Annotated in this window: 27 protein-coding genes; 10 read left to right on the top strand and 17 right to left on the bottom strand. The window is 32.6% G+C overall.

Annotation, left to right across the window (positions count from 1 at the left end; translation table 11 throughout):
- Window positions 1-86: 86 nt before the first annotated feature.
- Window positions 87-1112, bottom strand: a complete 1026-nt coding sequence (locus tag EV145_RS00750) for an energy transducer TonB (protein ID WP_133523337.1) — start codon at window positions 1110-1112, stop codon at window positions 87-89.
- A gap of 38 nt (window positions 1113-1150) precedes the next feature.
- Window positions 1151-1606, bottom strand: coding sequence for a GAF domain-containing protein (locus EV145_RS00745; protein ID WP_133523336.1), 456 nt, complete (start codon window positions 1604-1606; stop codon window positions 1151-1153).
- A gap of 72 nt (window positions 1607-1678) precedes the next feature.
- Here EV145_RS00745 and xrtF point away from each other — a divergent pair, with 72 nt between their 5' ends.
- From xrtF to EV145_RS00715, 6 genes are all read left to right on the top strand, one after another.
- Window positions 1679-2215, top strand: a complete 537-nt coding sequence (gene xrtF, locus EV145_RS00740) for an exosortase family protein XrtF (RefSeq protein ID WP_133523335.1) — start codon at window positions 1679-1681, stop codon at window positions 2213-2215.
- A complete protein-coding gene (locus EV145_RS00735) occupies window positions 2205-2651 on the top strand; it encodes an exosortase F system-associated membrane protein (protein ID WP_133523334.1) in 447 nt (148 codons plus the stop codon). Before xrtF ends, EV145_RS00735 begins: the two co-directional genes overlap by 11 nt.
- 46 nt (window positions 2652-2697) lie before the next feature.
- Window positions 2698-3096 carry an HYC_CC_PP family protein gene (locus EV145_RS00730; protein ID WP_133523333.1) on the top strand — a complete coding sequence of 133 codons (399 nt, stop codon included), beginning with the start codon at window positions 2698-2700 and terminating at the stop codon, window positions 3094-3096.
- A 103-nt stretch (window positions 3097-3199) separates the two neighbouring features.
- Window positions 3200-5209, top strand: a complete 2010-nt coding sequence (locus EV145_RS00725; RefSeq protein ID WP_133523332.1) for a TonB-dependent receptor plug domain-containing protein — start codon at window positions 3200-3202, stop codon at window positions 5207-5209.
- A 51-nt stretch (window positions 5210-5260) separates the two neighbouring features.
- The gene (locus tag EV145_RS00720) at window positions 5261-5602 is read left to right on the top strand and encodes a heavy-metal-associated domain-containing protein (protein ID WP_133523331.1); all 342 of its coding nucleotides are present in this window, start codon (window positions 5261-5263) and stop codon (window positions 5600-5602) included.
- A gap of 137 nt (window positions 5603-5739) precedes the next feature.
- Complete coding sequence (locus EV145_RS00715) at window positions 5740-6423, top strand: DedA family protein (RefSeq protein ID WP_133523330.1); 684 nt, start codon at window positions 5740-5742, stop codon at window positions 6421-6423.
- A gap of 254 nt (window positions 6424-6677) precedes the next feature.
- On the opposite strand, the gene rodA is transcribed toward EV145_RS00715, so the two are convergent.
- From rodA to purH, 6 genes are all read right to left on the bottom strand, one after another.
- Window positions 6678-7913 carry a rod shape-determining protein RodA gene (gene rodA / locus EV145_RS00710; protein ID WP_133523329.1) on the bottom strand — a complete coding sequence of 412 codons (1236 nt, stop codon included), beginning with the start codon at window positions 7911-7913 and terminating at the stop codon, window positions 6678-6680.
- Between the two features lie 15 nt (window positions 7914-7928).
- The gene (mrdA, locus tag EV145_RS00705) at window positions 7929-9908 is read right to left on the bottom strand and encodes a penicillin-binding protein 2 (RefSeq protein WP_133523328.1); all 1980 of its coding nucleotides are present in this window, start codon (window positions 9906-9908) and stop codon (window positions 7929-7931) included.
- Window positions 9905-10411, bottom strand: coding sequence for a rod shape-determining protein MreD (locus EV145_RS00700; protein WP_133523327.1), 507 nt, complete (start codon window positions 10409-10411; stop codon window positions 9905-9907). Before EV145_RS00700 ends, mrdA begins: the two co-directional genes overlap by 4 nt.
- On the bottom strand, window positions 10404-11228 hold the full coding sequence (gene mreC, locus EV145_RS00695; RefSeq protein ID WP_133523326.1) for a rod shape-determining protein MreC: 825 nt from the start codon (window positions 11226-11228) through the stop codon (window positions 10404-10406). The genes EV145_RS00700 and mreC overlap by 8 nt, the downstream gene beginning before the upstream one ends.
- Before the next feature lie 112 nt (window positions 11229-11340).
- Window positions 11341-12369 (bottom strand): rod shape-determining protein, encoded by a 1029-nt coding sequence (locus EV145_RS00690; protein ID WP_008466528.1) that lies wholly within the window; start codon window positions 12367-12369, stop codon window positions 11341-11343.
- Window positions 12370-12424: 55 nt separating this feature from the next.
- The gene (gene purH / locus EV145_RS00685) at window positions 12425-13951 is read right to left on the bottom strand and encodes a bifunctional phosphoribosylaminoimidazolecarboxamide formyltransferase/IMP cyclohydrolase (protein ID WP_133523325.1); all 1527 of its coding nucleotides are present in this window, start codon (window positions 13949-13951) and stop codon (window positions 12425-12427) included.
- A gap of 165 nt (window positions 13952-14116) precedes the next feature.
- Between purH and EV145_RS00680 the strand changes: the two genes are divergently transcribed.
- On the top strand, window positions 14117-15364 hold the full coding sequence (locus tag EV145_RS00680) for an ABC transporter permease (RefSeq protein WP_133523324.1): 1248 nt from the start codon (window positions 14117-14119) through the stop codon (window positions 15362-15364).
- 91 nt (window positions 15365-15455) lie between these two features.
- On the top strand, window positions 15456-16343 hold the full coding sequence (locus tag EV145_RS00675) for a cupin-like domain-containing protein (RefSeq protein WP_133523323.1): 888 nt from the start codon (window positions 15456-15458) through the stop codon (window positions 16341-16343).
- A 131-nt stretch (window positions 16344-16474) separates the two neighbouring features.
- Here EV145_RS00675 and EV145_RS00670 read toward each other — a convergent pair whose 3' ends face one another.
- From EV145_RS00670 to EV145_RS00655, 4 genes are all read right to left on the bottom strand, one after another.
- A complete protein-coding gene (locus EV145_RS00670; RefSeq protein ID WP_133523322.1) occupies window positions 16475-17086 on the bottom strand; it encodes a hypothetical protein in 612 nt (203 codons plus the stop codon).
- A gap of 80 nt (window positions 17087-17166) precedes the next feature.
- Entirely contained in the window at window positions 17167-18021 is an 855-nt protein-coding gene (gene accD / locus EV145_RS00665; RefSeq protein WP_026728501.1) for an acetyl-CoA carboxylase, carboxyltransferase subunit beta, read from the bottom strand.
- Window positions 18022-18103: 82 nt separating this feature from the next.
- Window positions 18104-19171, bottom strand: a complete 1068-nt coding sequence (gene fbaA / locus EV145_RS00660; RefSeq protein WP_035645669.1) for a class II fructose-bisphosphate aldolase — start codon at window positions 19169-19171, stop codon at window positions 18104-18106.
- 60 nt (window positions 19172-19231) lie between these two features.
- Window positions 19232-21805: a BamA/TamA family outer membrane protein gene (locus EV145_RS00655; protein WP_133523321.1), complete on the bottom strand. Its 2574-nt coding sequence runs from the start codon at window positions 21803-21805 to the stop codon at window positions 19232-19234.
- A 37-nt stretch (window positions 21806-21842) separates the two neighbouring features.
- On the opposite strand from EV145_RS00655, the gene EV145_RS00650 reads away from it, so the two are divergent.
- Entirely contained in the window at window positions 21843-22571 is a 729-nt protein-coding gene (locus tag EV145_RS00650; RefSeq protein WP_133523320.1) for a TrmH family RNA methyltransferase, read from the top strand.
- Between the two features lie 9 nt (window positions 22572-22580).
- Here the strand turns inward: EV145_RS00650 and EV145_RS00645 are convergent, their stop codons facing one another.
- The 4 genes from EV145_RS00645 to EV145_RS00630 all read right to left on the bottom strand — a co-directional run bounded on the left by EV145_RS00645 (window position 22581) and on the right by EV145_RS00630 (window position 25449).
- Entirely contained in the window at window positions 22581-23288 is a 708-nt protein-coding gene (locus EV145_RS00645) for a porin family protein (protein WP_133523319.1), read from the bottom strand.
- Window position 23289: 1 nt separating this feature from the next.
- Entirely contained in the window at window positions 23290-24021 is a 732-nt protein-coding gene (ubiE, locus tag EV145_RS00640; protein WP_133523318.1) for a bifunctional demethylmenaquinone methyltransferase/2-methoxy-6-polyprenyl-1,4-benzoquinol methylase UbiE, read from the bottom strand.
- A 589-nt stretch (window positions 24022-24610) separates the two neighbouring features.
- Complete coding sequence (locus EV145_RS00635) at window positions 24611-25093, bottom strand: dihydrofolate reductase (protein WP_133523317.1); 483 nt, start codon at window positions 25091-25093, stop codon at window positions 24611-24613.
- An 11-nt stretch (window positions 25094-25104) separates the two neighbouring features.
- Window positions 25105-25449: a 2TM domain-containing protein gene (locus tag EV145_RS00630; protein ID WP_133523316.1), complete on the bottom strand. Its 345-nt coding sequence runs from the start codon at window positions 25447-25449 to the stop codon at window positions 25105-25107.
- Window positions 25450-25693: 244 nt separating this feature from the next.
- Between EV145_RS00630 and EV145_RS00625 the strand changes: the two genes are divergently transcribed.
- Window positions 25694-25990, top strand: a complete 297-nt coding sequence (locus EV145_RS00625; protein WP_133523315.1) for an isoamylase early set domain-containing protein — start codon at window positions 25694-25696, stop codon at window positions 25988-25990.
- A gap of 39 nt (window positions 25991-26029) precedes the next feature.
- Here EV145_RS00625 and EV145_RS00620 read toward each other — a convergent pair whose 3' ends face one another.
- Window positions 26030-26881 (bottom strand): thymidylate synthase, encoded by an 852-nt coding sequence (locus EV145_RS00620; RefSeq protein WP_133523314.1) that lies wholly within the window; start codon window positions 26879-26881, stop codon window positions 26030-26032.
- Between the last annotated feature and the right edge of the window lie 52 nt (window positions 26882-26933).

The following is a 26933-nucleotide window of genomic DNA, read 5'->3' as shown; positions in this document are numbered from 1 at the left end:
TACAGCTTTTGTAAGACGGGTGCAAAATTAGATTAAAAAAACAAAAAAATCAAACAAAAATAAAAGAATCTCAAAAAGATTTCTCTTTAGAAATTTTTCAGCAGTTGATCTTGATAGTTATTTTCTGAATTACCTGTTCCTGTTCGATAAGGTTGAGTCGAATTTGACTTTCCTGTTGCTTGTATAGTTAATGGTAATGAATATAATACTTCTTTGGGAATTCCTTTGAATTTTCCAGGAATCCATTTGCCATAACCTAATATTGTTTTAATAGCTTCCTTCCCAGTATTGTAACCAATGTCTTTTATAATTTTTAATTTAGTAGGATTTCCATCTTTATCTATTATAAAGGTGATATATACTTTTCCTTGTAGCCCTTCTACTTTAGGTGTTGCATAATGTCTTCCTATATATCTATAAAAGTCTGACATTCCTTTTGCTGGAATCGGTTTTTCAAAAGGGAATTTATAAGTGTATTGATTATTGTTTTCGTCAATGCTTGTGCCGCTAATTAAAACTCCATCTTTGTAGTTTTCAGTATAACTGTATTTTTCTTTAAGATTTCTGCCTTCCCAAACACCTTGTTTTTCACCGTTTTTTATTTCTCCTTTTTCATAGAAATAATCCCCGATTTCTTCAATCTGGCCATTACCACTTATAACCGTCTGTTCTTTTTGAGGATTCCAGAAGTTGTTGATTTTAAAATTGCTTTTTCCATCTTGTATGTCAAAATACTCAAATTCAGATTTGATATTTCCATTTTCATACCAACTGAATTCTTTTCCTATTTTTTTGCCGTTAGAAAAGGTTTCCATTGACTTTTTTTTGCCATTTTCATAATAAGAAACATACTGTCCATCTTTTTGTATAATGTCTTTGTCTAAAGTGGTACCGATAGATTTTATAGCCGCGGATTTGTAATATTCTTTAAAAATGTACTTTTCTTTGTTTGAGAAATAGTCTTCAACAAGTCTGGTATATTTGTAATTGTCCGGTGTACTTTCTGCCCAAGTTGAGTCCAGGTAAATTAATTTACTGACAGGAACAGGGGTTTGTGAGAATAATTTAATAGAAATTAAAAGAGCAAATAATATACTTAAAATTGGTTTCATGATAAGTTTTAGAAAATGGTCATGCTAAAGTAGTATTTTTAATACAGCTTAGCAACCTCTTCATTTACAAACTCTAAAAATCTTTCGTCAGCTTCTGTAAACGGATCAATCACGTGGCTGTCAATATCGATTTGGCCAATATTTACTCCATTTACAAAAAGTGGCACAACGATTTCAGATTTTACAGTAAAACTGCAGGCAATATAATTGTCTTGTGCTGCAACATCGGGAACAACAAAATTAGCGTTGCTTTCGGCAACTTGTCCGCAGATTCCTTTTCCAAACGGAATAACAGTATGGTCTGTTTCGGCACCTACATAAGGTCCTAAATGAAGCGTTTTATTTTCGTGATTGGCAAAATAAAATCCAACCCAGTTGTAGTATTCTATGTTTTCGTTTAGCAGTTGACAGATTGCCAATAGTTTTTCGTCTCTAACAATATTTGTGTCCGCTACAATAGCGCTTATTTTTGGTTGTAATTCTTGAAAAGTCATGATGAATAAATTTTATACAAAAGTATTTAAAGCCTGACTTAAAAAATACATAAATTTGAAAAAAAAATTCCGTTGAAAAAATATTTGATTCAATTTAAACCTTTCTTGATTTTTATAAGCACTTTCTTCACTGCTTATATTTTACTTACGATAGTTTATAAATTTTACTTAAACAGTTTTGATTCTTTGGAAGTTGACGGAATTTCAAAAATTGTCGGCAGTAGTGTTGAAGCGTTAATGCGCTTTTTTAATTCGGATGTAAGTATTGTAAAAAGTTTAACGGAGCCATGTTTACAAGTTTGGTACAATAATAAATTTACAATTAGAATTGTAGAGGGCTGTAACGCAATCAGTGTTATAATTTTGTTTATTTCATTTGTGATTGCTTTTTCAGGAAAATTCAAAACTACTTTGTTTTTTATTTTGTTTGGAATACTTTTTATTTACGTTTTAAATATTCTTCGTATTGCCTTTTTAACGGTTTTGCTTTTTAATTATCCGCAATATGAACACTTTCTGCATGGTGTTCTTTTTCCATTGATTATTTATGGATGTGTTTTTATTTTGTGGGTTATTTGGGTAAATAAATTTTCGAAATATGCTAAGTAATATCGCAGAGCATAAATACAAAATACTTATTGCAGTTTTTATTGTAATATGTTTTGGTGTCATTCGGACATTTGAAAAAAGCCTTTTTTATGACCCTTTTCTAGAATACTTTGAAACTGATTTTAAAAATTTGCCTTATCCTGAAGTTGATGCTTTTAAGCTATTTTTCGGACTTTTTTCAAGGTATTTTTTTAATACAATTTTGTCCTTGATCTTAATTTATGTGTTGTTTCGGGACGTAGAAATTTTTAAGTTCAGTGTTTTTTTATACCTCTTTTTTCTGGTAATTCTTTTTGTGGCCTTTTTTGTGATTTTGAACTATTTTCCAAATGCAAACTGGCTTCTTTTTTATGTACGACGATTTATAATTCAACCCATTTTTGTTTTGCTGTTTATACCTGCATTTTACTATCAGAGTCAAAATTTAAAAAAATAACAAATTATTAAATCTTTTTTCAAGTCTTTTTAGATAATTTTGCATTATGAATTTAAAAAAGTGCACAGGATTATTTTTAGCTTTCCTTTTGTTGGTTTCCAACATTGGGTTTGCATTTGATGTGCATTATTGCGGAGGCGAAATAGCTTCTGTTTCTTTAAATACAACAGTACAAGCTTCTCCAGAAAAGAAATGCTGTGGAGAAAAAGAAAAGAAATCATCTTGCTGTAAAGACAAATTAGTTCATTTTGAAAAGAAATCAGATAATGCTACTTTTAAAATATTCTTTTTTCAACTTGATTTTCCTGCTGTAATTCAGGAATATAAATCAATTGCTTTTTTATCAGTTCCGAATTTTAAAAGCAATCAGATCATTTCGTATTATTCTGATGCGAATGCGCCCCCCTTATTCAAGTTATACAATCAATATATTTTTTATTCCTGATTTTAATGTTTAGAATCAAGCCAGTTTTGTGGCTTGTTATCTGCTGTTTTTCTTTTTCGAAATGAATAAGCATCAGCTTTCTAATAACATTAAAATCTTTTTTATGCAAAAAAATATAATGCTTTTGGGCATGATTTTGCTGTCTGTTACTGCTTTTTCTCAGGAAGATCTACAGGAAGTCAAAGTCACCAAAAAGCAAAAGGGAATTAAAAAATCCTATACACTTACGGCCAATACATCGGTAATTACAAGTAAAGAACTGCTAAAGGCTGCTTGCTGTAATTTGGCTGAAAGTTTTGAAACAAATCCTTCTATAGATGTCAACTTTTCGGATGCCTTAACGGGAACTAAACAAATCAAAATGTTAGGTTTGACAAGTCCGTATTTAATGATAACCGAAGAAAATATACCATCAGTCCGTGGTGCTTCTCAAGCATACGGATTGTCTTTTACGCCCGGAACCTGGATCGAAAGTGTTCAAATTACCAAAGGTGCTGGAAGTGTGATTAATGGTTATGAGAGTATTTCGGGACAAATAAATACAGAACTTTTAAAACCTTTGAGTGACATTCCGTTTTTCTTAAACGCTTACGGTTCTACAGATGCTCGTTTTGAGTTGAATACGCATTTCAATAAAAAATTATCTGAAAAATGGGCAACAAGCTTGTTTGTTCACGGAAATACGCGTGTTGCAAAAAACGATATGAATAATGACGGTTTTTTGGATAATCCGTTAGGAAAACAAATTAATATTTTAAATCGCTATCAATATTATGATCCCGAAAGCGGGCTGGTGAGTTTTATCAATTTCAGATATATGAACGATAAGAAGCAAACTGGCGAAGTTGATTATGATAAAGATATTGACCGCGGAACTACAAATCATTGGGGTTCAGAAATAAATACAGAACGTTTTGATGTGTCGACTAAAATAGGTTACGTTTTTCCAGATATGCCCTATCAAAGTATTGGTTTTCAAAATGCTTTTAACAGCCATAACCAAAACTCTTATTTCGGGTTGAATTTATATGACATAAAGCAGAATAGTTTTTATTCGAATTTAATTTTCAATTCGATTATCAATAATACCAAGCATAAATTTACAACGGGATTAAATTTTACATATGATCAGTATCAGGAATTTGTGAATGTCAATGATTATAGTCGAATAGATAATTCGGTTGGGGCATTTTTTGAATATACTTATGATAATACAGATAATTTTAGTTTGATTTTAGGTGGAAGAGTTGATAATCATAATCGATTAGGCTTTTTTGTAACACCTCGTTTGCACATGAGGTATAATCCGTGGAAAAATGGTGTTCTTCGTTTTTCTGCCGGAAGAGGAAAACGTTCAGCTAATATTTTTGCCGAAAATCAACAGCTTTTTGCAAGTTCCAGAGCTTTTTCAATTTTGGATAACAGCGGAAAAATTTATGGTTTAAATCCTGAAATTGCATGGAATTATGGTATCAGTTTTTCTCAAAAATTTAAACTGTTTAATAAAAATGCTGAAGCAGGTTTCGATTTCTACAGAACCGATTTTCAGAATCAGGCCGTTGTTGATTTGATGCAAAGTCCACAGGAAGTTTTGTTCTATAATTTAAAAGGAAGTTCATTTGCCAATAGTTTTCAGGCCGAATTTAATTATGAGTTAGTTCATAACTTGAATTTGAGAACAGCTTATAAATATTATGACATTCAGACAGATTATTTAAGAGGCACTTTTCAGCGTCCGCTACAGGCGAAGCATCGTTTTTTAGGGAATTTGGAATATGAAACGATAGCTTCAGATAGTGGAAAACAATGGAAGTTTGATTATACTTTTAACTGGACAGGGAAACAGCAATTGCCTTATACAGCCTCGAATCCGCCAGAAGATCAGTTTCCAGATTTTTCGCCTTCTTTTGCTGTAATGAATGCGCAGGTTACAAGGATTTTTTCTCCCGTTTTTGAAGTGTATATTGGCGGAGAAAACATTGGGAATTACAAACAGCAAAAAGCAATTTTAGGTGCAAATGATCCTTTTGGACCAAATTTTGATGCTTCTGTGGCTTACGCGCCAATTTTTGGGCAAATGTATTACGCGGGTTTACGATTTAAAATAAAATAAATAGAAACGAATCAAATTCAATAACAATATCAAATTTTAATATTAGACAAAATGAAAAAAATAATTTTAATTGCAATAATTGGATTTTTAGGATTTTCGGCGCAAGCCCAAACTAAAAAAAACAAAAACTTAAAATACACTACCGAAGTTAACGGAAATTGCGAGCAATGTAAGAAACGTATTGAAAAAGCAGCTTTTAGTGTTCCTGGTGTAAAAACTGCAACTTGGGATGTGGCTTCGCATCAGCTTGCTGTAATTTTAAACGAAGAAAAATCATCTCCATCAGATTTGAATAACGCAATTGCTAAAGCAGGTCACGATACCAAAGACGTAAAAGCAACGCAGACAGATTATGATAATTTGCATAGTTGCTGTAAGTATGTAAGAGAATAATAATTTTAAGAGCCCCAAGTTTATTATTGGGGCTTTTTTAATAGTTAATTTATCTTTAAAATACCGCATTTTATTGTGGCTGAACTAAATTATTGTTACTTTCACAAACTTAAATTAAGTATAACCAAACCATTTTTATGAATAATTTTGATTGGACACAATTAGTCAACCCTGAATTTTATATAACTTTAAGTATCGGCGGTTTTCAAATTGGTTTATACATTGTGCTGTTTATTGTTTTTGCTGAAACTGGGCTTTTTGCTGGTTTTTTTCTTCCTGGAGACAGTTTGCTTTTTTTGTCAGGAATTTACAGCCGTGATCTGATTCAAAATGTTGTTTATATCCCAAGTGATTTTATAAACGTTTTTATACTTTCAACTTTAGTAGCAATAATGGGAGTTTTAGGAAACATGACCGGATATTGGTTTGGAGCTAAAAGCGGTTATTATCTGTTTAAAAAAGAAGATACATTTTGGTTCAAGAAAAAATACTTATTGCAGTCAAAAGATTTCTTTGAAAAGTATGGCGGAAAAGCAATTATTTATGCTCGTTTCCTTCCAATTTTTAGAACATTTGCACCAATTATTGCAGGAATAGTTTCAATGGATAAAAAGAAATTTATGTTCTATAATGTTTTGAGTTCTTTTTTATGGTCTTTTATATTGATCTTTTCAGGACATTATTTATACGGAGTGTTTTTAGAACAAGGAATCGATTTAAAAGAGCATATTGAAGTTATCGTAATAGGAATAATTGTACTATCAACTTTTCCGGTTTTCTTAAAGCTTATTAAAAAGAGAACAACTGGAGAAAAAATATAACCATAAAAAAGTCCGAAGTTTAAGCTTCGGACTTTTTTTATAGCTGTTTTTAAAGCTAAAATCTATTTTAGGTTATGAATTTATATAGTCTGCGGTTTCAATTGTAGGCAATGATTCAAGTAAGTAGTTTCTTTGGTATTAAGTAAATCGTTCGCAGAAAACTTTATATTGTGATTTCTTAAAATTGTAATAACAATTAACAATTAACAATTAACAATTAAGAATTAACAATTAGCAATTAGCAATTTTCAGGCTTACCATTCATTTACCTTATTGGCATCCATTTTTAAGAAGATAAACAACAAAATGGTAAATCCCCAGAGTCCAGAACCTCCATATGAAAAGAACGGCAACGGAACCCCAATAGTAGGGAAAATACCAATAACCATGGCAATATTTACAAAAAAGTGGATAAATAGAATTCCAGCAACGCAGTAGCCATAAACACGGCTAAATTTGGTTTTTTGCCTTTCTGCCAGATAAATCACTCTTAAAAACAAACCAACAAAAAGTGAAATAACAACCAGTGAGCCTACAAAGCCCCATTCTTCACCAACTGTTGTAAAAATATAGTCTGTATGTTGTTCTGGTACAAAACCTCCTTTGGTTTGAGTTCCTTGTAAAAAACCTTTCCCAAGCCATCCGCCAGATCCAATTGCGATTTCAGATTGGTTAGTGTTATAGCCAATACCTTTCATGTCAACTGATTTGCCCAATAAAATATTAAAACGATCTCTATGGTGTTGTTTGAAAACATTATCAAATACATAATCTACCGAGAAAACGAATGCGGAGATAATAGCTAAAAAGATAGCGCTCATAAGTAAATTTCGGTCTACTACGCGGCCTTTAAAATGGATAACTGCCAATACTACTAATGCAATCAATATTACAACATAGGGTTCCAAAACCAATGTCAGTACAAATAATAGAATGGTTATAAATCCAGTCCATACATACCATGATGGTAAACCTTCGCGGTACAATACAATAATGAAAATACTATAAATCAGGGCGCTTCCAGGATCCGGTTGCGGTAAAATAAGAATGACAGGTAAAAATACTATAGCTAGTGCCTGAATTTGCCTATTTACCTCTTTAAGATTGATTTGAGTATCGCTTAAATATTTTGCTAATGCTAATGATGTAGCGGCCTTTGCAAACTCGGAAGGTTGTAAAGTAAAGCTTCCAATGGCATACCAACATCTTTGACCCGCAATTGTCTTTCCGAAAAGAAACAATCCAGCAAGTGATAATAATGAAACACCAAAAATAATACTAGCGTATTTTTCGTAAAATTTCCCATCAACAAAGAGCACAACAAATATTAAAGGAATAGTACATCCAATAAAAATTAGTTGTTTTTGATATGTGCCTTCGGTAGATAATAATGAGGAAGAATAGATGTTTAACCACCCTAATATTACTAACGTGGCATAGATAAAAACACTTATCCAGTCAATATTATTTTTTACACTTTGATTTTTCATCTGAAATAATCTTTGTTAGTTTTTCTTAGTGGTGTCTACTGCTGTTTTTTTGACTTCCGTTTTTGTAGTCGTAACAGCTGGTACTTTTGGTTTTACAATTTTAGCTTGCAAAACAGAATCTTTTGGAACAGATTCAATTTTACTAGCTTCATTCATTCCTCCTAATTTAGCATATTCTGAAGCTAAGCTTTTATTTAAAACTCTTATTTCTAAATCGGTTCTTGTGATTTTTCGTCTTAAATATTTTTCAATCATCAAACTCGCTATTGGTCCTGCAACACTTGCTCCAAAACCTCCGTTTTCAATCATAATTGCAATCGCAATTTTTGGATTGTCTTTTGGGGCAAAAGCAACAAAAATAGAGTGGTCTTCCAGCTGGACTCTTTTACCTCCAATTTTAGCAAAGTTTTCAGCAGTTCCAGTTTTTCCACAAATATCAATTCCTTCAACCCTTAATCTGCTTGCTGTACCCATGTTGTATACATCAAATAGTCCGCTTATGATTGGAGGGAAATATTTTTGGTCAATAGTTGTGGTATGTTTAGTTGTGAATTTTTTATCGATACTCTTGCCTTCAATTTTTTTGATGATGTGAGGAGTGTAATAATAACCTTGATTCGCTATTGTCGCCATCATATTAGCAAGCTGAATAGGGGTCATTACAACTTCTCCCTGACCAATTGCATTAGAAACAATGGCAGTACTTCTCCATCCACCGTTAGGATACATACGCTTATAGGTTTTTGAAGTCGGAATTTTTCCTCTTTTTCCCGTTGGAAGATCATAGCCCATAAACTCACCTAGTCCAAAACTTTTAAGATGAGAGCTCCAAACATCTACTGCAGCACTTGGCTTTGTGTATTTGTTTATGGTTCTCATGTATGCCGTTGCAAAATAAGTGTTACAAGACTGATAAATACCTCTGTGTAATTGCAATTGTCCTCCGCTACAGTGGCATCTCATAAAACGACCTCGAGCATAGCTGAAACCGTGATGACAGGAAACCGTGAAAGTGTTTTCATCGATTACCCCTTCTTGAAGCGCTACTAAACCGGTTAATAATTTAAAAGGGGAGCCAGGAGGATATTCTGCTAAAAGTCCTCTGTCATAAAGTGGTTTTGCAATTGAATCGTGATACAAAAGAGTGTAATTCTTAGATTTTTGTCTTCCAACTAAAATTCCGGGATCATAGGAAGGAGCGGTAACAAGTGCTAAAATTTCTCCTGTTTTAGGTTCCAGGGCAACGATTCCACCTCTTTTATTAATCATTAATTCTTCGCCATATTTTTGAAGTTCAGCATCAATGGTTAAATTGATATCTTCACCTGCAACGGCAATTGTGTCGTATTTTCCGTCTTTATAAGACCCGATTTCACGATTGTATTTGTCTTTCTGAATATATTTAACACCTTTGATACCGCGTAATACTTCTTCATAGCTCTCTTCTACACCTTGTTTTCCTATTAAATCGCCACTATTGTAGTAGGGGTTTTTTGCTATCAAACGTTCGTTTACTTGGGTAATGAATCCAAAAATATTCGCGCCATAATCTACTTCGTAATCACGAAGCGATCTTTTTTGGAAATAAAATCCTTCGAATTTTCTGATTTTCTCCTGAAAAGCAGCAAATTCACTTTTGTTTAATTGTGATAAAAATACAGAAGGAAGACGTGGACTGTAAACTTTGGCCTTAGCGATTCTTTTGTCGTATTCTTCTTTTGTGATATTAAGTAAAGTGCAGAATTCAGTAACATTCAGATCTTCTTTAATATCGCGTGGTATTACCATGATATCGTATGAAGCCTGATTGGCTACCATTAATTTGCCATATCTGTCGTATATATAACCTCTTTCAGGGTAGTCGTACTGTTTTTTTATTGCGTTATTTTCTGATTTTAGCTTAAATGAATCGTCAACAATTTGCAAATAAAATACCCTGATCAACAGTAAAGATCCTGCAATAATAATTAAAGCGGGCAACAGCACTTTTCTCATCGTTTATTGGGCTTAATAAGGTAAATTATTATGATTGAAGTTATAATTGTAAAAATCGAACTGAAAAGCGTTCGGAGCAAAATATCCCAAATGAATTTAAACTGAAATGCTTCGAGAACAAACAATATGATATGATGCAACAGAACAGAAACTAATATAAATGAAAATCGTTCAGGCGTTAAAGATTCGTTTAGTTTAATGGTTTGATATTCATAACTCAGTCCAAATGAAAACTTAAAAATATAAGGTCGGTAATAGGCAAGAATTACACACGATGTTGCATGAATTCCTCCTGAATTACAAAACATATCCATTGTTAGACCAAGTAAAAAACTTGAAATAATCAATCCTGATTTATTGCTGTTTACAGGATAAAGAATAATATATAGAATATACGGAAAAGGACTTATGTAGCCTAAAAAATTCATATTGTTGAAAATAACAATCTGAATTGCCAGTAACATAATAAATCGAAAAATATTGACTAACAATGCGCTATTCATCTTTTTCCTTTTTTTCTAAATTAATAAGTTCTTCTCTGTCTTTACTTTTGATAATATAAACGTGTCCAAGATTTGTCATATCGTTAAATAACTTAACTTTTATAACATAAAAACTGGTCTGTTCTTCTTTGTAAACTGTTTCAACGGTTCCAATGTTGATTCCTTCAGGGAAAATTACAGATTGTCCTCCAGTTACGATAGTATCACCTTTTCTAACAGAAGCTAATCTCGGAACATCTTTCAGCTGTACGAAACCAGTACTTTTTCCATCCCATGTTAAAGATCCAAAATGATTCGATTTTTTAAGCTTGGCGTTGATTTGTGATTTCATGTTTAAGATACTCACTACAGTAGAATATCTTGGTGATGTATTGTCTACAACTCCAATAATTCCTAAACTATTGATTACTCCCATATCCTGTTTCACACCATCATTGGCTCCAGAATTTAAAGTAATGTAGTTTTCGTGTGTACTATAAGAGTTATGAATCACTTTTGAAACAATAATATCAGCAGGTTTTACTCCTTTTACACTGTCTGCCATTGGTAATTTTGTAGTGTCTTCTTTATTGAATAAAAGACTTTTTAATCTTGCATTTTCAAGTACAAGTTCGTCATTTTGAGCTCTTAAATTCAAATATTCGTTTACACGGTTAATTCTTTCATAAACACCTCCGCTTAAGAAATTGGCAGAACTGATTACTTTGCTTCTGTGGTAAGAATGTGATTGAATTGTGAGCGTCAACGAAATACCTAAAAGCAGCAAAAACAGTAACCGATTACTGTTTCTTATAATGAAATTAAAAATTTGCTGCATTTCTTGTCTGGTTATTTTGTTTCAGGATATGCTTATGGTTTCAAATTTTATCAGGGTCAAATTTTAGACATTTGACCCTAATAAAAGTATATTGATTGTTATTTTTTGAATCTTATTTAATTAAGATGCTTTTAAATTTTGCAATGTTTTTAAGTGCCATTCCGGTACCGCGAACTACAGCTCTTAATGGATCTTCAGCAATATAAACAGGTAAATCTGTTTTTTGCGAAATACGTTTGTCAAGACCTCTTAACATCGATCCACCACCAGCTAAATAAATACCAGTATTGTAAATATCGGCAGCTAATTCTGGAGGAGTCTGAGATAATGTTTCCATTACTGCATCTTCAATACGCTGAATTGATTTGTCTAATGCTTTTGCAATCTCACGGTAAGAAACATCTACTTGCTTTGGTTTTCCTGTAAGCAAATCTCTACCTTGAACTGACATATCTTCTGGTGGTCCGTCTAAATCTTCTATAGCCGCTCCAATTTGAATTTTGATTTTCTCAGCAGTACTTTCTCCAACGAATAAGTTATGCTGTGTACGCATGTAATAAACGATATCATTCGTGAAAACGTCACCTGCAATTTTTACAGATTTATCACATACAATTCCGCCTAATGCAATTACAGCAATTTCAGTTGTACCACCTCCAATATCAACAATCATATTTCCTTTTGGTTGCATAATGTCGATACCAATACCAATTGCTGCAGCCATTGGCTCGTGAATCAAATAAACTTCTTTACCGTTTACTCTTTCACAAGATTCTTTTACGGCACGCATTTCAACCTCAGTAATTCCAGATGGAATACAAACAACCATTCGTAAAGCTGGTGTAAACATTCTTTTTTTCAATGCAGGAATACTTTTAATGAACATATTGATCATTTTTTCCGAAGCATCAAAATCAGCAATTACTCCATCTTTCAATGGCCTTATGGTCTTGATGTTTTCATGCGTTTTACCTTGCATCATATTGGCTTCTTTACCAACTGCGATGATTTTGCCTGATACTCTGTCGCGTGCTACGATAGAGGGGCTGTCAATAACAACTTTATCATTATGAATGATTAAAGTGTTTGCGGTACCAAGGTCTATTGCAATATCCTCAGTCATGAAATCAAAAAATCCCATAAGTTTTTTAGGGGTTTAAAATGTTATAAATAATTATCGAACAAAGTTAAACAAATTAATGTTTAAAATGACGTGTTCCAGTAAATACCATTGCAAGATTATTTTCGTTGCAATAATTTATGCTTAATTCGTCTTTTATCGAACCTCCAGGCTGAATTACAGCGGTAATTCCTGCTTTTTTAGCTAATTCTACACAGTCCGGAAATGGGAAAAATGCGTCACTCGCCATTGAAGCTCCAGTTAAATCAAATCCAAAAGCTTTTGCTTTATCTACAGCTTGCATTAATGCATCGACTCTTGATGTTTGACCTGTACCAGATGAAATTAATGTTCCGTTTTTTGCAAATACAATAGTGTTTGATTTTGTATTCTTGCAAATTTTAGAAGCAAAGATCAAATCTTCGATCTCCTGAGCAGTAGGTTCTGTTATTGTAACGGTTTTTAAATGCTCTTTATTATCCGTAATATTATTTCTGTCCTGAATTAACAAACCATTAAGACAAGTTCTTACTTGACGATTTGGTAATTCAACTTCATTTTGAACTAATATAATTCTGTTTTTCTTTTCTTGTAAAACTGTAACTGCTTCAGCATCATAAGCTGGAGCGATTACCACTTCGCAGAATAATTTGTTGATTTCCTGTGCAGTTTCTAAATCAATTTTAGTATTTGAAATCAATACTCCTCCAAAAGCTGAAGTAGGATCACAAGCTAAAGCAGCTAAATAAGCCTCGCTGATTGTTTTTCTTGAAGCTAAACCACAAGCATTATTGTGTTTTAAAATTGCAAATGTTGGTCCGTCAGTTTTAAATTCAGCAATTAAATTTACAGCTGCATCAACATCTAATAAATTGTTGTATGATAATTCTTTTCCGTGAATTTTGTTGAACATTGCATCAAAATCTCCAAAGAAGAATCCTTTTTGGTGAGGGTTTTCACCATATCTTAAAACTTGACCATTTGCAATGCTTTCTTTGTAAATAGTCTCGTCTGTATTGAAATAATTAAAAATAGCTCCGTCGTAGTGAGAAGAAACGTGGAATGCTTTTGTAGCTAATAATCTTCTGTTTTCAAGAGTTGTGCTTCCGTTTTGTTCTGTAATCAAATCTAAAAGAAGGCTGTATTCATTAACTGAAGCAACAATTACAGTGTCTTTGAAGTTTTTTGCGCCTGCGCGGATTAATGAAATACCGCCAATATCAATTTTTTCAATGATATCTTGTTCGCTTGCACCTGAAGCAACAGTTTTTTCAAAAGGATACAAATCAACAATTACTAAATCAATTTGAGGAATGTCAAATTCTTTCATTTGCTGTACATCGCTCTCGTTGTCTTGACGGTTTAAAATTCCGCCAAAAATTTTAGGATGCAATGTTTTTACTCTTCCTCCAAGAATTTCTGGGAAAGAAGTAATATCTTCAACTGGAACTACAGGAATTCCAAGGTTTTTAATGAAATCTTCAGTGCCGCCAGTAGAGTAAAGTGTTACATTTTGCTCGTGTAATTTTCTAACGATTGGCTCTAATCCGTCTTTAGAAAAAACTGATATTAGTGCTGATTGTATTTTTTTTGTTGTGCTCATTGTGTAGTTATGATTTTCAGACTGCAAAAGTAGTTTTTTTAAATATTATTTTAAAGAAAATTAATGTAACATTATGCTAAAAAAATCTACTGATGAGTAAGTTAACTTTTATTAGGTTTTTGATTTTAAATTATTGAATTTTACTTTATTGAAAAATACTACTATATGCTTCTTTACCTTAGATTATTAAAAGAAAGTCTCAGCTTTGCCATCAATGCTTTACGAAATAATAAATTACGTACTCTATTGTCATTATTAGGCGTTACAATTGGTATTTTTTCAATTATTGCTGTATTGGCTGCCGTAGATTCTTTAGACAGAAAAATTTCTAAAGATTTGAGCAGTTTAGATAAAAATACGATTTATTTAATGAAATACTGTTTTGGTCCGTCAGAAATTCCACAATGGAAGAGAGAGCAGTTTCCAAATGTTAAATATGATGAATATATAGCTTTGAAAAATTCATTGAATAATACTGACCAAGTTGGTTACCAGCTTTTTGTAAGTCATGAAAGTTTGAAGTACGATTCAAAGACCGTTGCCGATGTTAATATTATTCCATCTTCTTTTGAAATGGTAGATGTTGATGGATTAAGTTTTGATAAAGGAAGATTTTACAACGAATCTGAATCAAATTCTGGAACTGCAGTTATTGTTTTGGGATATGATATTGCCGAAGGGCTTTTTGGAACAAGTGATCCGCTCGGAAAAAACATTCGTTTGTACGGACAGCGTTTTACGGTTATTGGTGTAATTGCAAAACAAGGAGCAGGATTTTTTGGAGATAGTAACGATACATCGGTTTATTTGCCGGCTAATTTTTTACGACGTATGTATGGGGACAGCGATGCAATGACGCCTGTAATTGTTTTGAAACCAGTAAAAGGTGTTGACATGGACGCTTATAAAGCTGAAGTTGCTCAAAAACTGCGCGCAATTCGTGGAATGAAAGCGGGTGAAATGGATAATTTCTTTGTGAATGTCCTTTCTGGTTTTACTGATTTTATCGATGGAATATTAGGAACCTTAAGAACGGCAGGGATTTTTATCAGTATTTTTTCTTTTTTAGTTGGAGGTTTTGGAGTTGCGAATATTATGTTTGTCTCAGTTAAGGAGCGTACGAATTTAATTGGGATTCAGAAGTCTTTGGGAGCAAAAAATCGTTTTATATTATTTCAATTTTTATTTGAAGCTGTTATGCTTTGTTTGATTGGAGGTGTAATTGGTCTGCTCATTGTTTGGCTGCTGTCTCTTCTTTTGACTAATTTGTTGGAATTTGAATTTGTTTTAAGTTTTTGGAATATTTTTATTGGAGCCGGATTATCAATTTTTGTAGGTATAATTTCGGGAATTCTTCCAGCGATTTCGGCGGCAAACTTAGATCCCGTTGAAGCAATTCGAACAGGAATGTGATATATTATTTTTGTGTTATTTAATTGTAAATTTTGGTGGCTGAAAATAATTAGATATTTTTGGTAGGCCAACAACTTAAAATGCTAGATAAATGAGCTTTAACCTTAGATCTGTTGATACTGTTGAGTCTATTTCCAGAGAAGATTTTAAAAAGAATTATTTGGATAAGAGAAAGCCTTTGATTATAAAAGGGCTTACTAAGGATTGGCCTGCAAGAGAAAAATGGTCAACAGAATATTTTAAGCAAATTGCTGGAGATATAGAGGTCAAGTTAGTTGATAATTCAAAAGCAGATCCAAAAAAAGTAATCAATGCTTCGATAGCGACTATGAAATTTGGTGAGTATTTGGATTTGATAAAACGTGAACCAACGCAACTGCGTATTTTTTTCTTTAATCTTTTCAAACACAGACCTGAATTAATTGATGATGTAAAAATCCCAAAAGAATTAATGGGAGGTTTTATAGAAAGCATGCCGGCAATGTTTTTTGGAGGTTCAAAGGCAATTACATTTTTGCATTATGACATTGATTTGCCACACCTTTTTCACACGCATTTTGGCGGAAGAAAACACATTATACTGTTCGATAATAAATGGAAAAAAAGATTGTATTGTCTTCCAAATACAACTTACGCATTAGAAGATTACGATGTAGCCAATCCTGATTTTGAAAAATTCCCTGCCTTAAAAGGTGTGGAAGGTTATGAAGTTTTTCTAGAACATGGAGATACGTTATTTATGCCAACCGGAATGTGGCACTGGATGCGTTATATAGATGGTTCTTTTTCGCTTACGCTTCGTGCATGGGATTCATCGATTTCTCGAAAAATTGCCAGTGTTTGGAGCTTATTTATGCACGGCGCAGTTGACAGTGCTATTAAAGTTGTTTTTAGAGAACGTTACGCGATCTGGCGTGAAAAATTAGTCTTTAAAATTGCTGAAAAAGAATTAAAAAAGGATTTGAAAAAGGCTGGGTAATTTAGAATTGCCATCCAAATAAGAAAACATAAAAAATTCCGTAGGAATAAAATATTGGTAGCAACGGAATTTATTCCGTTGAAAAATTAAACATACGTCTAGAAGTTTCGTAGGAAGGATATGAGTTTGTTTTAATGATTTAATTTAGGTTTTATAAAGGGAAATGAGATTCTTTTATCGTCCCATTTTATGTTTTTCGAATTATAATATTGATTGTTTTTCTTGTATTTCAATACCGTGTCTTCCTCTTGTGTGGTTCTTCGCATGAAATATTGATCTCTTTCTTTTAATGATGATTTAAGAGCTTTAACTAAGTCAAAATAAGCTTTCGTTTTTAATGTGTCTGATTTTGAAGCGATAAAAGTCATATTTCGAAAATGGTCTTTATAGTTTGATTTTATAAAATTAGAGATTGAATTAGTAGGTATTTGCGTTAAGTCTTTCGGTTGTAAGTTTATAAAGTATGCAATTGTATCGCCTCTATCCCAATTTCCGCATATATGACCTACGTCACCTCTTTTAAAATAATAAATTGTTGAATCAGAATCGATAATGAAAGTGTTTGTTCCATAAACTAAAAAACCTGGAATTGGCGGTGGGGGAACGGTGTCTCCGTTAATAATTTGCCTGTTATTTTCTTTCGAAATAATATAAGGTTTGTTCTTCTCGACAATCTTTTTATCTTTTTTGGCGCAATTCCAAAAAAGCAAACAAATCATAAAACCAATAAAAATTCTCCTCATAAATCAGATTTAAAATAAAGATATAAAAAAATCCCATCAGCCGAAGCGAATGGGATTTTATATGTTTAGAAGTTCAAAAACTATCTAATATCATTATTCTGAATCAAATCGATATATAAGTTGATCTTATCTTTCAATTCTTTTCTAGGCGTGATAAAGTCTAAGAAACCGTGCTCTAAAAGAAACTCAGCAGTTTGGAAACCTTCTGGTAAATCTTTTCCCGTAGTGTCACGTACAACACGCGGACCAGCAAAACCAATCAAAGCACCTGGCTCAGAGATATTGATGTCTCCTAACATTGCGTAAGATGCAGTTGTTCCGCCCGTTGTTGGGTCTGTACAAAGAGAGATGTAAGGCAATTTAGCTTCAGCTAATTGAGCTAATTTTACAGAAGTTTTTGCCAATTGCATTAAAGAATAAGCCGCTTCCATCATACGAGCTCCACCAGATTTAGAAATCATTACAAAAGGAAGTTTGTTTTTGATCGCGTGATCAATTCCTCTTGCGATTTTTTCACCTACAACTGCTCCCATAGATCCACCAATAAAGGCAAAATCCATACAGCAAATTACAAGTTCTCTTCCTTTAGATTTTCCTACTCCAGTACGTACAGCGTCTTTAAGATGAGTTTTTTCCATTACATCTTTCAATCTTTCTGCATATTTTTTTGTATCCACAAAATGCAAAGGATCTTTTGATGTCATGTTTTTATCTAACTCAACAAATTCGTTGTTGTCGAATAAAATTTCAAAATAGGTTGCGCTTCCAATTCGAACGTGAAAATCATCTTCAGGGCTAACGAATAAGTTTCTTGCTAATTCGTCTGCATCAATAATTTTTCCAGTAGGAGATTTGTACCACAATCCTTTCGGAACGTCCATCTTGTCTTCTGTAGCGGTCGTAATCCCTTTTTCTTGTCTTTTAAACCAAGCCATATTGAATGTTTTTTTTGTTTGAGGTTTCAAGTTTCAAGTTGCGAAACCTGAAACTTGAAACTTGAAACTTGAAACTTTTTTATTATAGTGTATTCACATTATTCAAGTCAGCAAAAGCTTGTTCAAGTCTTGCGTTGAATGTTACTTCGCTTTCACGAACCCATCTTCTTGGATCGTAATATTTTTTGTTTGGAGCATCAGCACCTTCTGGGTTTCCAATTTGAGATTTTAAATAGTCAAGGTTTTTAACCATATAATCACGGATTCCTTCAGTGTATGCAAACTGTAAATCAGTATCGATGTTCATTTTGATAACACCATAGCTAATTCCTTCTCTGATTTCTTCAAGTGTTGAACCTGAACCTCCGTGGAAAACGAAATCTACTGGGTTATGTCCAGTGTTGAATTTGTTTTGAACGAAATCCTGAGAATTTTTTAAGATTTTTGGAGTTAATTTTACGTTTCCTGGTTTGTAAACACCGTGAACGTTTCCAAAAGCAGCAGCAATTGTAAATTTAGGACTTACTTTAGATAATTCTTCGTAAGCGTAAGCTACTTCTTCTGGCTGTGTATATAATTTTGAGCTATCAACATCAGAGTTGTCAACACCATCTTCCTCACCACCTGTAATACCAAGCTCGATTTCTAATGTCATACCCATTTTGCTCATTCTAGCTAAATATTCTTTACAGATCTCGATGTTTTCTTCGATTGGCTCCTCAGACAAATCGATCATGTGAGAACTGAATAATGGTTTTCCTGTTTCTGCAAAATGTTTTTCAGAAGCATCTAATAAACCGTCAATCCAAGGTAAAAGTTTTTTTGCACAGTGGTCAGTGTGTAAAATTACAGTTGCACCATAAGCTTCAGCTAAAGTGTGAATATGTTTTGCTCCAGCGATTCCTCCAGCGATAGCTGCTTTTTCACCTGCATTAGATAATCCTTTTCCAGCGTTAAATTGTGCTCCTCCGTTTGAAAATTGAATAATAACTGGCGCGTTTAGTTTTGCTGCAGTTTCAAGAACACCATTGATTGTGCTAGATCCAGTAACGTTTACTGCTGGTAAAGCAAATCCTTTTTCTTTCGCATAATTAAAAATCTCTTGAACTTGATCTCCTGTAGCTACTCCTGGTTTAATATTGTGTGCCATTGTAATTTTTTTTATAGTTGTTTTTAGTTTTTAGGTTGCAAAAATAAGAATTAATTAGCATTAGAAAGGATAATTTATTCCAAAATTTAAAACCGAGTGACCAAAATTGTATTCTTTAAACCATCTGTCTCCCTTCTCATGTGCCGGATTATAAGTCTTGAAGCCTAAATCTAATCGAACAACAAAAAAGCTTAAATCGTATCGTAATCCAAATCCTGTACCCAAAGCAATTTCAGCTAAATCGTTTACGTTGTTGAATTTTGCCTTCTCATCAATAACATTATCGAGCACATTCCAGATATTTCCGGCGTCTGCAAAAATAGCTCCTTTAACATCGCCAAGAATTTTAAAGCGATATTCTGCACTAAATGCAATCTTCATATTCGCCTCATTAAAATCATCCATGGCATCTGTACTTCCTGGACCTAATGAGTAAGGCTGCCATGCACGGTTGTCATTTGAACCTCCTGAATAGTAACTTCGTGAAAACGGAATATAGTCTGAGTTTCCAAAAGGAATTGCAATTCCGAAGAAACTTCGTACTGCAAGTACATTTTCTTTTCCAAAATCCCAGTGTTTGATATAATCGAATTCGGTTTTAATGTATTCTGAATATTCTAAATTGAATATTTCATAATTGCCATTTGTGTTTTTAGACAAATTTGCAATGTTTGAGACTGCTGATAGTAAAGTTCCTGCCGATTCTACTTTTGTTTTAAACTGATAGAAATTGTTGTCGGCAAGATCTTTTTTAGTAGTTTTTGTAAAAGTATAACTAGTAGCAAGAATAAAGTCATTTTCAGTCAGACGAACTCTTCTTTCTTCAATGCTTTCTACATCTTGATACTGAGGATCTCCAGGAAGCAAAGCCGTTTGATTAGTTAAAACATCGTTTGTAAAGCCTGTGGTTCCTGTAGGTATTGTTAGGTTTTTTCTATTTTGTTCTTCTGGTGAATCTCCCCAGTTTGTAGGATTGACATTATAATCTTTACCAATATTATTCAACTCATCATAAGAAGAGGTATAAACGTTGAAATAATTATTAGGATTTAAATTTCGAACATATTGCGCATTTAACAATTCTAATTTTGCTGTATTATGACGTTTAGGAGACCAGTTGTATGCAATTCCTCCTGTAAAGTTTTCTTTGTCCAAACCAATATTTCGCTGTTTCGAAAAACCGCTCGAGATTGAAGTAGAAGGAATCATCCTTTTTGGAATAATTTTTTCAGTTCCAAAAGGCATTAAAATCCTTGGGAAATTCAATTTCATATCAAGTCCATATTCTGAAACATTGAAAAAATTGTTGTTAGGATTCGCCATATCTTTTGATGAACCTATATTCATACGTGCCGAAATTTCCAGTGTTTCAGCGCGATTAAATACATTTCTAATAGTCTCAGAAACACTCGCTCCAATACCGAAATCCTGAATATTAGAGTGTGTCACGTCAAGTGTTGCTCCAAAACTGTATTTTTTTCTTGGCGTTAAGTAAACCTTGGCAATTAAAGATTGTGCTGTTGAATCTCTTTTGTCAACTTCATATTGTATGGAAGGATAGTTAAAGATTTTTAAATTGTTTAAATATCGCGAAGAAAGAGTTGTTCTGGTGTCTGAAAATGTACTTCCTTTAGTAATAAAAACGGCATCTGTAATGGCTCTTGGTTTGTATTTTAGCTTTTTATAGCTGTATAAATTAAAATTGTTGTACGTTACACTGTCGTTAATTTTTGATTTTGCATTTGCAGGCGAATAATCAGTATAGATATTTACATCACTGATTTTATAAAGTTTAAAAGGTTCAGTTCGGCTGGAATCTTTCTCTTGTATACTATTATTATTGATAATTAAATTTACGTCGGCTTTGTTTTTCTTGCCAATGGTATCAATATCAAAAGTTACGTAAGTCGGTTGAAAATAATAGGCACCATTATTTCTGAAATACGTTGTAATGCGGTTTTTTTCTTCTTCAAAATCAGTTGTTTTGTATTGATTTCCAGATTTCAGAATAGAAGGTTCTCTGCTTGTGTGATAAAGCGAATCTAATGCAGGAGTTAAAATCGTAGTTCGTATAGAATCTAAAGTATAAGCTGGCCCGGTTGTAATATTATAGTTAATTTTAGCTTTTTTAATTCCAATAGTATCAATAGTGTAATCTGTTTGTACTTTGAAAAAACCATTATTTAAATAATAGTATTTTAAGCGAAGCAAAGTTTTTTTTGTTTTTGCGGTATCAATAATTACAGGTGGTTCTCCAGTATTTTTTAAGAAATCATTCAGCCCTTTGTTTATAAAAGACTGACCAAGACGATCAACTTGTTTTGCCGAAAGCACTTTTGACCAACTTTCATAACGGCCAGGATGATTATCAAATTGAGCTTGATACGTTGAATCTGGATTTAAATTGGCTAAATTGTATAAATTTAAACGTAATTTGAAGCCTAATAACTTTCCGTTTGGCTTTTGATACATTTGATTCGAGGCAATTTCGTCATTTGAAGACTTTCCGTTTACAAGAATATTGTTTTTTACAAGAAGGTTTTTTCCATCTGGAACTCTTTTTACGGCATTACAAGCACAAATAAGTGTTGCTATTAGAATAAATGCTGTTATTTTTGTGGAATTATTTTTCAAGTGTTTTTAAATATTTAATTCAAAAGTACATTATTTTATGGTTAGTAAAAACCAAATAAAACTTATCTCAGGCTTACATCAAAAAAAGCATCGTTTTGCAAATCAATTATTTTTTGCCGAAGGAGTAAAAGTAATTCAAGAATTGTTGCAATCCAATTTTGAATTAGAGCATTTATACACCACGCAAAATGATTTTGAAACAGTTCAGTCTTCAAAACGAACTCTTATTAATGAACAGGAGTTAAAAAAAATAAGTGCTTTGTCGACTCCAAATTCTTGTTTGGCTGTATTCAAAATTCCTGCCGAAAATAAAATTAGTGATTCCGGCTTGATTTTGGCTTTAGACGATATTCGCGATCCCGGAAATTTAGGTACGATTTTGCGTCTTTGCGACTGGTTTGGCATCAAACAAATTATTTGCTCTAAAGAAACAGTAGATATTTATAACCCAAAAGTGGTTCAGGCTACAATGGGATCTATTACCCGAGTAAATGTAAATTATGTTGATTTGAAAAACTTTATCGCGCAAACAAAACTGCCAGTTTTTGGAACTTTTATGGACGGCGAGAACATTTATAAATCAAATTTGCCTCAAAATGGAATCATTATTATGGGTAATGAAGCCAATGGTATTTCGGCAGAAATTGAAAAAACGGTCACAAGCCGACTCACAATTCCTCGTTTTGGAGAGCTTCAAAAAACCGAAAGTTTAAATGTAGCTACCGCAACAGCAATTATTCTTAGTGAATTTAAACGAAATAGTTAGGTATTTGTTTTAGTGAAAAGTAAAATTTATTAATATCGCTCTAGATTTCATAGAATCGATGTTTCCTGTCCATGGACTATTAGGATCATTGTCTCTTATTAACTCATCGGTTATGCCAAACATACCTCTGATTGACGGAGAAAAAATGAAATATTCTGTAAAAAAGTCAATTCCAACTCCCATTTCATAAGCAGCTGTCCAAGGTTTCACTCTGAATTTTTGTTCAGAGTTGTCGTCCTGAGATTTTGAATTGCTTGATAAATTAAGCGTAGTCGACATTCCTCCAACTAAATAGGGACGAATATTTCCTGTACGCAGAGATGAGAATTTTAAAAGTAACGGAAAATGAATATAAGTACTGTTTACTTCTCTTAAATAATCATTTTTAGAGTTGAAATTTGGATAATATAAATCGCGTTTTGTATAGTACAAACCTGGTTCAAAACGCAGATTTATGTATTCCTGCAATCTTAAATCTGCCACAACACCAACATTAAATCCGGTCGTTTTTTTTACCTGAATATCTTGGTTCACAACGTTTTTATAGTCAAACTTAAAGTCAAAACTGTTAAAGCCCAAATAATATCCAAAATAAAGGCGTTGTTTTTGCCAGTTTTCAAGATTGATAATAGGGTCTTTGCTAAACATGCTTTTAGCAAATTGCGAATATCCTTTTGTCGTTAAGACTAATAAAATTAAGATTACTGTTTTTTTCATACTATTTTTTAGAAGCAGAATAAATGGTTGCAACTCCAAAAGTTTGAGGCATGGCCACAACATCTATAAACCCAATTTTTCTCAAAATATTGTTTAATGCTTCTCCGTATGGAAAAACCGCAGCCGATTCAGATAAATAACCATATGCTGCATTATCTTTCGAAAATAACTTTCCAATTATTGGGAGAATGTTTTTGCTGTAAAATTTATATCCTTGTTTATATGGAGTTTTATCTGGAACTGAAGTTTCTAAAATTACAAATACACCATTTGGTTTTAAAACCCTTAAAATTTCAGCAAATCCTTTTTCTAAATTTTCGAAATTTCGAACACCAAAACCGACAGTTATGGCATCAAAATAATTGTCTTCAAAAGGAATATTTTCAGAATCGCCTAAAACTAAATCAATTGTATTAGACAGATTTTTTTCTTCAACTTTTTTCTTCCCAACCTCAAGCATTCCTGCCGAAATATCTAAACCAATAATTTTTTCAGCATTTGTCTGTGCCATTAAAATAGCAAGATCGCCTGTACCTGTTGCAATATCAAGTATGATTTTAGGTTTAGTGTCAGAAACTATTTTTAAAACTTTTTTTCGCCATTTTACATCGATCCCAAAAGAGATCACACGATTCAAATTATCATAGTTCCCAGAAATGTTGTCAAACATTTGGGCAACCTGTTCTTTTTTTCCTAAAGAGGAGTCTTTATATGGAGTTATTTTTTCAGACATTTTTTTTATTTAGGCAAATATAATACAATCTGACTTAACTGTAATTGGCTTTTTTAATTTGTAAATCAAATGTTTTAAAAGAAAGGCTTTCGTCTTTGTTTGTCTTCTGGTTTTACTGTTTTTAAAGCATCACCAAAAGTGGGTATTTTTAAAAAATCACTAAAAGTGGGTATTGTGGAGTGCTGTATTTATGCTCAAATTTGTCAAAGATAAAATGATGAAATTTTAATGATTGATTAAGAATAGGGCTTAAAACAAATGATTACTCTCTTTGCACTTGTAATTTCATTTGTTCCTGAAGATAGTTTTGGCAGTGCTTTTTTTAAATCGCACCGAAGTTTTTTAAAAGTGCAAAATACGTTCTTAGGATTAAATTTGTTTTTGGAAATTTTAATTTTCTTGCCTTTAATATCTTAGTGGTATTTGTTATTAAAGGCTCTTTTGAGACTTGTTCTCAATTAACATTTATGTTATTCAGTTTTCAAATGTTTTAAACATTTGTGATTTTTTTACCAAGACTGTTTCTGGAATAAGCCAGATTTAAAAATCAATCGTTTTTAAAAAACATCCTTCAAAAGAGGATGTTTTTTTATTTACGGATATAAGTTTCATAAGTGTAATCGTAAAGATGTTTGTCATCTTTGAAATTTTCTTCACTTTCAACAAGCATCCATTCTTTTTCACTTATTTTCGGAAAAAAAGTATCTGCATCAAATGTATGATGCACTCTGGTTACTTCAATAATATCAGTAAATGGCAATGCAAGAGTGTAAATTTCGCCTCCACCAATAATATAAGAATCTTCATTTTCAGGACACACCGATATAGCTTTTTCAATGCTGTCCACAACAATACAGCCTTCAGGATGATAATCGCTCTGACGGGTGATGATTACATGCGTTCTGTTAGGCAAAGGTTTTGGAAAGCTTTCAAAAGTTTTTCTTCCCATAACAATATGATGATTTGTCGTCAGTGCTTTGAATCTTTTAAAATCATTGGGCAAATGCCATACTAAATCATTGTTTTTTCCTAGGGCATTATTTTCGGCTACAGCCGCTATCATTATAATCATTATAATCTAAACTAAATTTTATTTTCAGTATCCTCGTTTATTTTGGATTCTAATTGACTGATTCTTTTTTGTTGCAAAGCAACAAGTCTGTCAATTTGTTCTCTTTCCCATTTTTTATTCATGAATCTGTCTGTGATGTAAACTTTTATAAAGTGCAGAATAAACAAAAAGAACCATATCGTAATTCCCCAAATGCACCAGTTTTGATTGCTTTCTGCCCCAAAACCAAAAAATCGGTTGGCAACAAATAAAAATAAACTTCCTAATAGAAAAAGCACAAAATGAAAATAAAGAATTTTCTTCTGTCTGAGTCTTCTTCTGGCATATTCATATTGTTCGTGTACTTCTTTTTCCATAAGATATTAAATGAAATGAGGTTATAAAGTTAAAATTTATTTTGAAAACAAGGAATTTTGATTCTATAATATTTGCCTTTGAATGAGTTAAGAATTTGAAATTAAAAAATTATCATTGATTAATTTATGGATATGATTAAAATAAATAGACATTTTTGCTATTGTCATAAATCGGATATTGTGGTGTCAAAAGTTCAGCGGATTTTATGTAATTTAGGCATATCAATCTAAAAACTAAATAGTTATGTCTTTAAAGAAACAATTTATCAAAGCAAAACCAGTAGTGAAAGTTACTTTTTCTGTCGATGCTAAAGATGCAAGTACAGCTGCTGTAGTTGGAGATTTCAATAATTGGAATCCTGAAGAAGGAACTTTAAGCAAATTGAAAAACGGAACTTTTAAAGCAACTTACGACTTAGTGAAAGATGCAATTTACGAGTTTAAGTATTTGATTGACGGCGTTTATGTGAACGAGCCTGAAGCAGATTCTTATAAATGGAATGATTTTGCTGGAAGCGAAAACAGTGTTTTAGCAGTATAAAAAAATCCGCTTAAAATTTAAGCGGATTTTTTTATAGTTTTATACAGCAACACTTCCTTTTATTCCCGGATGTGGCTCATAATCGACAAGTGTAAAGTCATTGTAATCAAAATCAAAAATGTTTTTAATCGCAGGATTTAATATCATTTTTGGCAATGGTTTTGGTTCTCTAGAAAGCTGTAATTCCAATTGATCAAAATGATTATTGTAAATATGTGCATCTCCAAAAGTGTGGATAAAATCTCCAGCTTCAAGATCACATACTTGTGCAATCATCATGGTTAATAATGCGTAAGAAGCAATATTAAACGGAACTCCCAAAAAGATATCAGCGCTTCGTTGATACAGCTGGCAAGAAAGTTTGCCTTTGGTTTCTCCTTTTTCTAAATCGGGACTCGAAACATAAAATTGAAAAAAGGCATGACAAGGAGGCAAAGCTGCCTTGTTATTTGCTACATTTTCTTCAAATGATTTTTTTGTATCTGGCAGTACTGATGGATTCCAAGCTGAAATTAGCATTCGTCGACTGTTAGGATTTGTTTTCAGCTCTTTAATCAATTCAGTGATTTGATCGATTTCTTCGCTGTTCCAATTTCTCCATTGATGTCCGTAAACTGGTCCTAAGTCTCCATTAGAATCGGCCCAATCATCCCAGATTTTCACTCCATTTTCCTGAAGATATTTAATATTGGTATCTCCTTTTAAAAACCAAAGCAATTCGTAAATGATAGATTTTAAATGAAGTTTTTTAGTTGTAACCATTGGGAAACCTTCACTTAAAACAAAACGCATTTGGTAGCCAAAAACACTTTTAGTCCCGGTTCCGGTTCTGTCTCCTTTTTGATTGCCGTTTTCTAAAACGTGTTTTACTAAATCTAAGTATTGCTTCATTGTTGTTTAATCGTTGATTTGTTGATTTGTTTAATTGTGAATTTGTTTGATC

The organism is Flavobacterium sp. 245 (assembly GCF_004362055.1).
Taxonomy (GTDB): Bacteria; Bacteroidota; Bacteroidia; order Flavobacteriales; family Flavobacteriaceae; genus Flavobacterium.
The sequence above is the reverse complement of the archived record's forward strand: the minus strand, read 5'-3'. Positions and strand labels throughout refer to the sequence as shown.